Raw genomic sequence first — 12269 nt, 5'->3', positions numbered from 1 at the left:
ACCGCTCCTCGACTCAATCACGCAACCTGGCATAACGCCTCGCGCAAGGTTTCGAATACCTGCGCGATGTGCTCCGGGGAAATAATCAGCGGCGGCGAGATCACGATGGTGTCACCCGAGCCCCGTACCAGCACGCCGTGATCGAAACACCACTGCGCCACTTGCGCGCCCCTGACACCCGGCGCGGCTGGCAACGCTTGCAGCTCGACAGCACACAGCAAGCCAATCGCGCGGACATCCACCACCGGCCCGACGCCTTTGAGCGACAACGCGGCCGCTTGCCAGAGATCGCTGACCGCCAGCACGTGCTGGTTGATCCCCAATTCCTCATGCACCCGCAGCGTCGCCAGGCCGGCCGCGCAGGCCAGCGGATGGGCGGAATAGGTGTAGCCGTGCATCAATTCGATAGCGTTCTCCGGGCCGGCCATAAAGGCTTCATAGACCCGCCCGCTGACGAGCACGCCGCCCATCGGCACCGCGCCGTTGGTGAGGCCCTTGGCGGTGGTGATCAGGTCCGGAGTGACGCCGAACGCCTGCGCGGCGAAGCTTGCGCCGACACGACCGAACCCGGTGATCACTTCGTCGAAGATCAGCAGCACGCCGTGCCGAGTACAGATGTCGCGCAGCCGCTGCAAATACCCCTGTGGCGGCGGATAGACACCGCCGGAACCGGTGACCGGCTCGACGATCACCGCCGCCACCGTGCTCGGGTCTTGCACTTCCAACAGCTGCGTCAGCGCATCGGCGTATTCGACGCCAGTGGCCGGTTGGCCCGCGGTAAAGCGCATGCTCGCGTCATACGGCAAGGGCAGGTGCGAGACCTCCCCCAGCAATGGCCCGAAATCGCGCTTCTGACGCCCCAGCCCAGACACCGAAAGGCCGCCGAACCCCATGCCGTGATAGCCCTTGGCACGCCCGATGAACTTGGTCCTGCGGCAATCGCCACGCGCCTGATGGTAGGCCCGGGCAATCTTCAGCGCGGTGTCGACCGCTTCGGAACCGGAGTTGGTGAAGAACACCTGCTCGATGCCGGCCGGGGCAATGGCGATCAAGCGCTCAGCCATTTCCAGCGCGTGGGGATGGCTCATTTTGAATGAGGACACGAAGTCCAGGCGCCCGGCCGATTCGCGAATCGCCTCGACAATTCGGGCCTGGCCGTGGCCGGCATTCACACACCACAGACCGGCCATGGCATCCAGAATGCGGCGGCCATCGGTGGTGGTGTAATGCATGCCCTCGGCGCTGGCGAACATCATCGGCTGCTTTTGAAACTGGCGCATCGGTGTGAACGGCGCCCAAAACGCCGAGGCGGCCTGGGGCGTAGGGGTGTTGCCGGAAAGATCGCTCATGGGCGCTCCTTGATGATCGGTGATGAAAAAACCTCAATCCGCACAGCACAACGCAGATCGGTTGTAGGCACCGGCAAGCCGGCGCCTACGGCAGTGCATGGCATCGACGCCTACCAGAGCGCCAGGGTGTAGCCCAGGATCAGGCGGTTTTCGTTGGTGTCACGGGTGTAGTTGCTTTTCGCACTCGCGTTCTGCCAACGCAGCGAGACGTTTTTCAGGCGCCCGCTCTGCACCACATAGCCGAGGCTGAAGTCGCGTTCCCACTCCCGGCCCTCGCCCTGGAAGCCTTTGACTTTGGCGTTGTCACCATTGGCATAGCGCGTCGAAAACAGAAGCCCGGGCACCCCCAGCGCGGCGAAGTCGTAGTCATAGCGGGCATGCCAGGTGCGCTCCCCGGTCTGGGAGAAGTTACTCAATTGGTATTCGGTGAACAGGTAGGTGTTAGTGCCGTCGACGTAAGTGAACGGCGTCGTGCCGTATTGCGCCTGATAGCCGCCACTGAGGCTGTGGCCCTCCAGGCTGTAGCCGATGCGCGTGCTCAGCGCCTGGTTATCCACCTTGCCCGCCAACCCCGCGCCATCCTGGCTGGCATCAAAGTAACGGATGTCGGTTTTCACCGTCCCGGGCCCGAGGCCGAAGCTGTTTTTCAGACCCAGGTATTGCTGTTTGTACAGGCCATCAAGTTGCGCCCACTGGTAGCTGGCCAAAGTGTTCGCGCCGAGCTTGTAATCCGCGCCGGCGTAACGAAACCGGTCACTTTTGGCCGAACTTTTGTAGGCCCCGGACTGGCTGGTCAGGCCCATGTCCTCGTAGTCGGTCGAGTCACGCTGCTTGACCTTGTCCAACTGGCCGAGACTGATCGTCAGCCCGCTGAGGTCTTTGGAGGTCAACGCGGTACCGCTGAAGCTTTGCGGGAACAAGCGACTGAGGTTGGGTTGCAATGTCGGCAGGTCCGGGACCATATAGCCGACCCGCAACTCGCTCTGGGCAAAGCGCGCCTTGCCGGTCACGCCAAACTTGGAATACTCGTCGTGCGCGCGCCGGGCGTAGCTGGGTTTGCCCGGTTCTGGCTCACTGTTGCGCGACAGCAGGCCTGAACCGGAACGGTCGGGGCTCGAGTCGAGTTTCAAGCCGAGCATGCCGACGGCGTCGAGGCCAAAACCGACGGTGCCTTCGGTGAAACCAGACTGCAGGTTAAGCAGAAAGCCCTGCGCCCATTCCGCGCGCTGGGACTGGCCCGTGCCTTCGCGGTAGTCGCGGTTGAAGTAGTAGTTTTTCAGTTCCAGTGACGCACGACTGTCCTTGATAAAATCCGCCTGAGCGAACGCAGGCAGTAAACCGGCGCCGATCAGACCTGCTCCGGTGACGACATGGGTGATGGTGTTTTTCATGGTGCTGGCTCCTGGCAGTACGGGGGTTGGGTGATGTTTTTGTTTTCTTCGGGCATGGCGTTGCCCGTCACGTCAATCGGCGATTGACGCGAGGCGGGACAGCGTTCAGGTCCTGGGTGAAGCAATGCCTAGCGCGTGCGGATGCGATAGCCTCCGCCAGCCAGTCGTTCCAGCGGGCTGGCGGCAGCCAACAACTGCTGGGTGTAAGGGTGTTGCGGCGTGTCGAAAATCGCGTCGCGGTCGCCGATCTCGACCACTTCGCCCTGGTTCATCACGGCAACGCGATGGGCGATACGCTCTACCGCCGCCAGGTCATGGGAAATGAACAGGCAGGCAAAGCCGTACTGTTTCTGCAAGCGTTCGAACAGCTCCAGAATCTGTTTCTGAATGGTCATGTCCAGTGCCGAAATCGGCTCGTCGGCAATCACCAACTGCGGACGTCGCACCAGTGCCCGCCCGATTGCCACGCGCTGACGCTGCCCACCGGATAATTGGTGGGCAAAGCGTTCGACGAAATGTTCGGCAAGCCCGACATCCACCAGCGTTTCGGCGACACGCTGCCGACGTTGCGCGGGGCTCATGCCCGGCTCGTGGCGCAGGGGTTCAGCCAGAATCTGGCCAATTTTCATGCGCGGATCGAGGGAGGAATACGGGTCCTGGAAAATCATCTGGCACTGCAACCGGTGTACGCGGTTCGCGGCCTTGAGGATGTCCACGCCCTTGAAGCGGATAGCCCCGGCGCAGGGGTTGACCAACCCCACCACCGCCCGCCCCAAGGTAGTCTTGCCAGACCCGCTGCCGCCAACCAGGGCCAGGGTTTCGCCAGGCGCGATGCTCAGGTCCACCCCATGCACCACGCGTTTTGGAAGGCTTTTGCCCCAGAACGAACGCGGCCCCGGGTGCTCGATGCACACGCCTCGGACTTCGAGCAACGGCCCGTTGGCGGGCGGCAATGGCGCCAGCACGCCACGACTGGGCAAGGCCTCCAGCAACTGACGGGTGTAGTCGGCGCGCGGTGCCAGCAGAATCTCCTGGATGCCGCCCTGCTCGACCGCTTTGCCGTTGCGCATGACCACTACCTTGTGGGCATAACGCGCAACCAGCGACAAGTCATGGCTGATGAACAGAATCGCCGTGCCCTGCTCGCGGGTCAGCTCCAGCATCAGCTCGATGACGTCCAACTGCGCCAGACAGTCCAGGGCCGTGGTTGGCTCATCGGCGATCAACAACGCAGGACGCAGCAGCATCACCGAGGCCAGCATGATGCGCTGGCGCATACCGCCGGAAAACTGGTGCGGGTATGACGCCAGGCAGCGCTCGGCGTCCTTGATGCCGATGCGTTGCAGCATCTGCAGGCAACGCCGACGGATTTCGGCCGCGTCCAGGTCGGTGTGCAGCTTGAGGGCCTCACTCATTTGCCGGCCGATGGTCAACGACGGGTTGAGCGAGACCATCGGCTCCTGGAAGACCATGCCGATCTGCGCGCCACGCACCCGCCGCATCGCGGGAGCGTCGCGGCTGTCGAGCGCTACGCCTTTGAACTCGATACGTCCGCCACACACCTGCATCGGGGCCGGCAGCAAGCCAATCGCTGCGCGTGCGGCCATGGTTTTACCGCTGCCCGACTCGCCCACCAGGGCGACGATTTCGCCCGGGGCCATTGTGAAGCTCAGGTCGTCGACGGCCAGTTGGCCTTGCACGCCCGCACGGATTTTCAGGTGCTGCACAGACAGCAAGGCAGTAGGAACAGTCATGATCATTTCCTCATGCGCGGGTCGAGACGATCGCGCAGGGCATCGCCGAACAGGTTGATGGCAAGCAGTGCCAGGCTGATGAAGAGGCCGGGGAAGATCCCGAGCCAGGCAGCCGATGCGATATAAGGCCGGCTGGCCGCCAACATGCTGCCCCAAGTGGCCGCCGGTGGCGGTACACCCAGCCCGAGGAAGCTCAAGGCGCTTTCCGAGAGCAAGGCCCAACCGAACATACTGGTGGCCAACACACACAACGGTGCCAGGCAGTTGGGCGCAATGTGCCGCAGCATGGTGTAGAACTCGGAGTTGCCGATCACCCGCGAGGCTTCGACAAACTCCAGTTCGCGCAGCGACAACACACTGCCGCGCACCACCCGCACCACCGACGGCGTATAGGCGATCCCCAAGGCCAGAACGATGCCGTACTGGCTGGCGCCGATGATCGCCATGATCCCCAGGGCCATGAGGATCCCGGGGAATGCCAGCAAGGCGTCGTTGAGCATCATCAGCACCCGGTCGGTCCAGCCGCGCAGGTAACCGGCCAGCATGCCGATCAGCGTTCCGGCCACCACTGCGAAACTCACCGACAGCAGGCTGATCCACAGGCTGGTGCGCGCCCCCATCATCATCCGGCTCAAGGCATCGCGACCGAACTCATCGGTGCCCAGCCAGTGCGCCGCACTCGGCGCCTGGAACCGCGCGAGCAAATCCAGGCGCAACGGTTCGTAGGGCGTCCAGACCAGGCCGAGCAAGGCCATGCCGATCAGGATCAGTAACAAGCCCCCGCCGATCAGGGCGTTGAGTGGCGGGTAACGCCAGGCGCGTCGGGCCGGCGCCTCGACACTCCGCGCCGGCTCAGCTGGCAGCGTTCGCTTGGCACTCATAACTTCACCCTCGGGTCGAAGAGCGGATACAGCAGGTCGACACACAGGTTGACGAGCACGTAGATACAGGTAATCAGCAGCAAGCAGCCCTGCAACACCGGATAGTCCCGGGCGAAGATCGAGTCCACCATCAGGCGCCCGACACCCGGCAATGTGAACACCGTTTCCAGCACCGCAATGCCGCCGAGCAGGTTGCCCAGGATCAAGCCCACCAACGTCCAGGTGGGCGCAAAGGCGTTGCGCAAGGCATGGCGCCACAGCACCGCACCTTCGGACAAGCCTTTGGCGCGGGCATGGGCGATATAGTCCAGGCGCAGCACTTCAATCGTGCTGGCCCTGGCCATGCGGGCGATGGCGCCAAACTCCACCAGGGTCAGGGTGACAATCGGCAGCACCAGATAGGTGATCGCCTTGAGCGGATCATCCGCAAACGTCACATAACCCACCACCGGCAGCCAGCCCAGCTTGATCCCGAAGGCGTACAGCAGCAGCAGGCCGAGCCAGAAACTGGGAATCGACAACAACAACGTCGCGCCGGCCACCAGCCCCAGGTCCATCGCGCTGTTCTGCTTCCAGGCGGCAAACAGGCCCACCGGCACGGCAATCAGCGTGGCCAACGCAACCGCTACCAGTACAATCGTCGCGCTGACACTGAAGCGCTCGAGCAACAGCGGCAATACAGCTTGTCGCGTGCTGATGGAGAACCCCAAGTCACCGCTGAGCACTGACTTTATCCAGATCAGGTATTGGGTCACCACCGAGTGATCCAGCCCCAGCGAACTGCGCATTTGTGCCAGGCTCTGGGCATCCGCCATGTCGCCCAGCATCAACAATGCAGGGTCACCGGGGATGAAGCGGATCAGTGCAAACACCATCACCGATATCAGCAACAGGGTGGGCACAGCCATCCCCAGCCGATGCAATATGAATCGAAACATGGGAACGCCCTACTTTGATGTTGCCGCCAGCGACACGCCCCACAGGCGCGGTTTAGAGATCGGCCAGGAGCGATAGCCCTCGATGCCGGCTTTTACGACACCGATACTGGTGCCGTTGTAAATCATCACCATTGGCACATCGGCCAGCATCAGCGTGTGCAATTGATCGAACAGCGCTTGACGTTTTGGCGCGACGGACTCGCTCTGGGCTTCACGCAACAACACCAGTGCCTTGGGGTTGTCCCAGACTTTGCGCGGTTCCTTGTCTTTGTTCCCCGTCACCGACTCATAGCTCAGCGCCGCGTCAAAGCGTGGCGAATACGAGAACGCCATCATCTGGAAGTTGCCGCTCTGATAACGCTCCAGTTGGGCGCCCCACTCCAGGGTTTCGAGCACGATATTCACCCCGACAGCCTGGAGCATTGCCTGGCTCAAGACGCCCATGTCGAACATCTGCGGGTAGCGCTTGTTGACGATCAGCTTGATCGGCTGGCCGTGGTAACCCGCCGCTTTGAGCAGGCGCCGGGCCTCGTCGAGGTCGTAGGGGTAACCCGTATGCGCCGTCGCGTCGTAATACGCGCTGGTGGTCGGAATGATCGAGTTGTTGACGGTGGACAGGCCATTGGAAAGCGTTGCGACCATCTGCGAATAGTCCAGCGACAGCGCCACGGCGCGGCGAATACGCACGTCGCCGAGCAACGGGTCACGGGTCTGGAACAGCAGCCCGCCGAGCGTCATCACCGGGCTGGTGCGTACCTGCATGCCGGGGACATTTTTCAACTCCGCCTCATCCATTGCGGTCACGTCCGGCAGTACGTCGACACCGCCGGAAAGCAGTGCGGCCTTGGCCGAGGCGGCGTCCGGGATGACCACAAACCGCACGCGGTCAACGAACGCTTGCTTGTTCCCGGTAAAGCCGTCCGGCTTCGCTTCGGCGCGCGGGGTGTAGTCCTTGAAGCGGTTCAACTCGACGTACTGGCCTTGCTTCCACTGACCGAGGGTGAACGGACCGGTGCCAATCGGCGCGATCCAGGTGCCATCGGCCGCGACCGAATCGGGATGCACGATGCCGCTGCCGCCACAGTCGGGCCGGGACATGGTTGCCAGCAGCACGCCGTTGGGCTTATCGATGCGGAACACCACCTTGAGTGGTTCCGGAACCGAGATGTCGAGGATTTTCGAGACCCCGCGCCCATCAAACTCCGGCAGGCAGCGCCATTGGGTTTTCGGGTCGAGGTAGTGCTGCCAGGTCCACTTTACGTCCTCGGCGGTCAGGGGCTTGCCGTTCTGGAACTTGACCCCTTCACGCAGGGTGAAGGTATAGGTGAGCCCGTCGTCCGAGATCGTGACGTCTTTAGCCAGCATCGGCCCGACTGACGCATCTTCGCGGTAGGCCACCAAACCTTCGACGATGTGCATGATGAACGCATCGGAGTTTTCATCGCGATTGACCCCAGGTTCAGTGCTGCGGATATCACCGTTGAAGCCAACCTTGATCAGGCTCGGTTCGCCGGCTTGCAGAGTAAGGGCGGCAAGGCACAGGCTGAGGGTCGGCACGCCGAAATACAGGGCTTTTTTGACGTAGTGATGCATGGGAGAAAGACTCCTTGAACAAAATTTTCCGGTCGATGGACTAAGCCATGGGCAGGGCCGGGAGCGGAATGGGTAGGTCGTGATTATTTTTATAGCAACCGATCGCGCGTACTTTTGTCAGATACCAACGCAATCATCAGGGACGTCAATTGCGCCCCTTGCACCTCTTTACAGCGGTATCGATCAACGCCGGCCGCGACGAACTCGCAGCACCTCGGCGAAAAAGTCCTGGGCGGCCGGCATCGCCTTGATCCCCTGATGAGCCACATTGGGCAGCACATCGAAACGCACCTTGACCCCCTGAGCCTCGAAACTCGCCTTGAGTGCCGCCAGCCGTTCAGGCCGCGTGCAACCGGCGCTATTGGCGCCGGGCATGTAATGTTTGCCGCCTTCGCGGTGAGTGATTTCCCAGGTTTCGAGGTCGGCCTCGCCCACCACCATATGAATCGGCACCTGACGCAGGGCGTCGAGGTCCAGTGGCTTGGCAAACCGGGTCTCGAAGTCGCGCACACCGACCCACCAATTCTGCTTGGGGTCCAGCAAGGTCACCGAGCCTGGCGCACCGATCGAGGCGGCCCACAGCTTCTCGGGGTGCAGGTAACAAAACCGGTGGCTGAACTGTCCGCCACCGGAGTAACCAAACAGGGCGAACGTATCGAAGCGGCGGTTGTACTTCTGGCCGACGCTGGCGACCATGTCCAGCAGGACTTGGTCGTAACGGATATCGCCTTCCACCAATTGCTTGTAACCGTCGCCGTTGCCATCTCCCAGCACCCCCACCGGAAACAGTGGCGACAGAATCACACAATCGTTCCAACGACCAAATTCGGCGAAGCCATTGCGGTAGATTTCCATGGCCCGGGTTGAGCCGTGCAACGACACCACGAGGTCGACCGGGCGCTCAGGGTCCTCAATCGAGGCGGGTACATACAGCGTGTAGGCAAAACGGCTATCGGCAGTGTGCGAGTACACCGTCGTGGCACCGAGGTGATAAACACTCTTGGCGGCTTGGCTCGCCACTGCATCGGCGGCGGGATTGATTGCTTCATTCGACTGGCTTTTCATAGGGTCATCGCTGCTTCCAGAACAGCGTCCAGTATTCTGCCGCGCCAGACGAAAGAAAATCTAAATTACCTTTATCCAATATAAACAAACCCTTTACCATCCCTGGAACTGAACCCGTCGGAAACACCCAATGAGTACCATCCGTTTTCTGAAAACCTTCATTGCCGTCGCGCAATACGGCAGTTTTGCTGCCGCGGCAGATCGAGTGTCCCTGACCAATGCCGCCGTCGGGCAACAAATGCGTGCGCTCGAGGATGAGATCCGGCGCCCTCTGTTCGATCGCAGCCAGCGTCAGGTCAAGCTCAACCGTGAAGGCCTGCTGTTGCTGCCCAAAGCCAAGAAGCTGGTCGACGATTACGCGGCCATGGTCGCCGGCGACGATACTGACCTCACGATGGAAGGCGATGTGACGATCGGCGGGATCACCTCGGCAATGGGCTTGCTCGCCAACTGCCTGGTCAGGCTCAAGGAGGTTTATCCCAAGGTGTCCGTCACCCTGGTGACCGCGCGCTCGGACGAACTGGCGCACCGGGTTCTCACCGGAGAACTGGATGCCGCGCTCTTGATCGAGGCCACACGCCAGGACTTCAAAGGCTTGAGCTGGACAAGGTTGTACGAAGAACCGTTGGTGTTGTTGGTCAGCGCAACCCACTCGCAGGGCACCGACGATGCCATTGAACTGCTCAGGACACAGCCGTTCATTCGCTATGACAGAACCACCGCCGTGGGCCGAAAAGTGGAGCGTTTTTTCCGACGGGAAGCGATCGAGCCCAAGCAGATCCTTGAACTGAACTCAATCATCGGCATCGCGGAACTAGTCCGACAACGCGTCGGCATCGCGATTATTCCGCTGCTCAGAAACTTCGACTGGCAACACGACCCACAGCTGCGTGTCTTGGCGTTACCGGGTGCGGTGGAGCAGCGAACGGTCGGCATCCTCGAACAAGGCAGCAAAAGCCATATCACCGGTGAAGTACGCAACTTTCTGATGGCGACAAACACCGAGTAAGCCTGCGCCCAGGGCCCTGCAAACGCTCCGCGCCGTCACGCCGGCGTTGTCCAGCGTGAGCGGCGAGGTGCTCGGGCCGCACGGCGTGGCAGCCAGGCAAGCGCGCATTATGGATCCAGTAAATAAAAAGTGATCGATAATCGCCCAAATAAATCTCGACATTGCCGAACCACAGGTTGACTCCAAGTGACGCACTTCATTTAATGGATCCATTAAATAAGAACAATCACTCGCCTGGAGAGTCACCATGTACCCCAAGAACACGTGGTATGTCGCCTGCACCCCCGATGAAATCGCGCAAAAGCCGCTGGGTCGGCAGATATGCGGGGAAAAAATGGTGTTTTATCGCGGGCTGGAAGGCGCCGTCGTGGCTGTCGAGGACTTCTGTCCGCACCGCGGCGCGCCGCTCTCGTTGGGCTATGTGGAGAACGGCAAGCTGGTCTGCGGCTACCATGGCCTGGTCATGGGGGACGACGGCAAGACCGTCGAAATGCCCGGGCAGCGGGTGCGCGGGTTTCCCTGCAACAAGACCTTCGCCGCGGTGGAACGCTACGGTTTCATCTGGGTGTGGCCCGGCGATCAGGCCCTGGCCGACCCGGCGTTGATCCACCACTTGGAATGGGCCGTGAGCGACCAGTGGGCCTATGGCGGCGGTCTGTTTGACATCCAGTGCGACTACCGCCTGATGATCGACAACCTGATGGACCTGACCCACGAAACCTACGTCCACGCCTCCAGCATCGGCCAGAAGGAAATCGACGAAGCGCCGCCCGTGACCACGGTCGAAGGCGATGAAGTCGTCACCGCCCGCCACATGGAAAACATCATGGCCCCGCCGTTCTGGCGCATGGCCCTGCGTGGCAATAACCTCGCCGATGACGTGCCGGTGGACCGCTGGCAGATCTGCCGCTTCACCCCGCCCAGCCATGTGCTGATCGAAGTCGGCGTGGCCCACGCCGGCAAGGGCGGCTACCACGCCGCGCCCGAGCACAAGGCCGCGAGCATCGTGGTGGACTTCATCACCCCGCAAACCGAGACATCGATCTGGTACTTCTGGGGCATGGCGCGCAACTTCAACCCTCAGGACCAGGCACTGACCGCCAGCATTCGCGAAGGCCAGGGCAAGATTTTCAGCGAAGACCTGGAGATGCTTGAACGCCAGCAACAGAACCTGCTGGCCCACCCGACGCGCAATCTGCTCAAGCTCAATATCGATGCCGGTGGCGTGCAGTCACGCAAGGTCCTCGAACGGCTGATCGCCAAGGAGCGCGCCCTCGCACCGCAACTGATCACCACGACCCGCGCCTGAACCGCGCGCTAACGCTACGAGGACTGAACATGATCGATGTGGTGGTGGTATCCCGCAACAACGAAGCCCAGGACATTTGCAGCTTTGAATTGGCCCGCGTCGATGGCCAGGCGCTGCCGGCCTTCAGCGCTGGCGCGCATATCGACGTGCACCTGCCCGACGGCGTGGTCCGTCAATATTCCCTGTGCAATCACCCGGAAGAACGGCATCGCTACCTGATCGGCGTGCTCAACGACCCGGCCTCCCGTGGCGGCTCCCGTTGCCTGCACGAACACATACAGAAGGGCGCCCGCCTGCAGATCAGCGAACCGCGCAACCTGTTCCCGCTGGCGCACGAAGCCCGACGCAGCCTGCTGTTCGCCGGCGGCATCGGCATCACCCCGATCCTGTGCATGGCCGAGCGCCTGGCCCATGTCGGAGCTGACTTCGAACTGCATTATTGCGCCCGCGCCAGTGAACGCGCCGCCTTTGTGCAACGCCTCAAGGACTCATCGTTCGCCGAACGCGTGTTCCTGCATTTCGACGAGCAGCCCCATACGGCAATGAACACCGCCCAGGTGCTGGCGGCGCCCGACGCCAACGTCCACCTGTATGTGTGCGGCCCCGGCGGTTTCATGCAGCATGTGCTCGACAGCGCTCGGGCCCAGGGCTGGCAGGAGGAATGCCTGCACCGCGAATACTTCGCTGCGGCGCCGCTGGACAGCAGCCTCGACGCAGGGTTTTCGGTGAAGCTCGCCAGCAGCGGCCAGGTCTTCGACGTACCCGCCGACCGGAGCGTGGTCCAGGTCCTGGAAAGCCACGGTATCGAGATTGCCGTGTCGTGCGAACAAGGGATTTGCGGAACCTGCCTGACCCGCGTGCTCGAAGGCATACCGGAGCACCGCGACCTGTTCCTCACCGAGCAGGAACAAGCGCTGAACGACCAGTTCACCCCCTGCTGCTCGCGCGCGAAAACCCCGCTGCTGGTGCTCGATCTCTGA

10 protein-coding genes are annotated in these 12269 nt (G+C 62.0%); 3 read left to right on the top strand and 7 right to left on the bottom strand.

What is annotated here, in order from left to right:
- Window positions 1-17: 17 nt before the first annotated feature.
- The 7 genes from aptA to JN756_RS12390 all read right to left on the bottom strand — a co-directional run bounded on the left by aptA (window position 18) and on the right by JN756_RS12390 (window position 8971).
- Window positions 18-1349 carry an omega-aminotransferase AptA gene (gene aptA, locus JN756_RS12420; protein WP_046383948.1) on the bottom strand — a complete coding sequence of 444 codons (1332 nt, stop codon included), beginning with the start codon at window positions 1347-1349 and terminating at the stop codon, window positions 18-20.
- Window positions 1350-1459: 110 nt separating this feature from the next.
- Window positions 1460-2740 (bottom strand): OprD family porin, encoded by a 1281-nt coding sequence (locus JN756_RS12415; RefSeq protein ID WP_201022127.1) that lies wholly within the window; start codon window positions 2738-2740, stop codon window positions 1460-1462.
- A gap of 128 nt (window positions 2741-2868) precedes the next feature.
- Window positions 2869-4494, bottom strand: coding sequence for an ABC transporter ATP-binding protein (locus JN756_RS12410; protein ID WP_079443504.1), 1626 nt, complete (start codon window positions 4492-4494; stop codon window positions 2869-2871).
- A gap of 2 nt (window positions 4495-4496) precedes the next feature.
- Window positions 4497-5375 carry an ABC transporter permease gene (locus tag JN756_RS12405; RefSeq protein WP_169881419.1) on the bottom strand — a complete coding sequence of 293 codons (879 nt, stop codon included), beginning with the start codon at window positions 5373-5375 and terminating at the stop codon, window positions 4497-4499.
- Window positions 5372-6313, bottom strand: a complete 942-nt coding sequence (locus tag JN756_RS12400) for an ABC transporter permease (RefSeq protein ID WP_046383952.1) — start codon at window positions 6311-6313, stop codon at window positions 5372-5374. Before JN756_RS12400 ends, JN756_RS12405 begins: the two co-directional genes overlap by 4 nt.
- Window positions 6314-6322: 9 nt before the next feature.
- Window positions 6323-7906, bottom strand: coding sequence for an ABC transporter substrate-binding protein (locus JN756_RS12395; protein WP_046383953.1), 1584 nt, complete (start codon window positions 7904-7906; stop codon window positions 6323-6325).
- Between the two features lie 183 nt (window positions 7907-8089).
- On the bottom strand, window positions 8090-8971 hold the full coding sequence (locus JN756_RS12390) for an alpha/beta hydrolase family protein (RefSeq protein WP_046383954.1): 882 nt from the start codon (window positions 8969-8971) through the stop codon (window positions 8090-8092).
- A gap of 130 nt (window positions 8972-9101) precedes the next feature.
- On the opposite strand from JN756_RS12390, the gene JN756_RS12385 reads away from it, so the two are divergent.
- From JN756_RS12385 to JN756_RS12375, 3 genes are all read left to right on the top strand, one after another.
- Complete coding sequence (locus JN756_RS12385) at window positions 9102-9980, top strand: LysR family transcriptional regulator (protein ID WP_079443503.1); 879 nt, start codon at window positions 9102-9104, stop codon at window positions 9978-9980.
- Window positions 9981-10227: 247 nt separating this feature from the next.
- The gene (locus tag JN756_RS12380) at window positions 10228-11289 is read left to right on the top strand and encodes a Rieske 2Fe-2S domain-containing protein (RefSeq protein ID WP_046483772.1); all 1062 of its coding nucleotides are present in this window, start codon (window positions 10228-10230) and stop codon (window positions 11287-11289) included.
- A gap of 29 nt (window positions 11290-11318) precedes the next feature.
- A complete protein-coding gene (locus JN756_RS12375; protein ID WP_046383957.1) occupies window positions 11319-12269 on the top strand; it encodes a PDR/VanB family oxidoreductase in 951 nt (316 codons plus the stop codon).

The organism is Pseudomonas sp. Y39-6, assembly GCF_023651955.1.
GTDB classification, from domain to species: domain Bacteria; phylum Pseudomonadota; class Gammaproteobacteria; order Pseudomonadales; family Pseudomonadaceae; genus Aquipseudomonas; species Aquipseudomonas veronii.
Note: the sequence above shows the minus strand (reverse complement) of the source record. Positions and strands in the feature narration are given on the sequence as shown.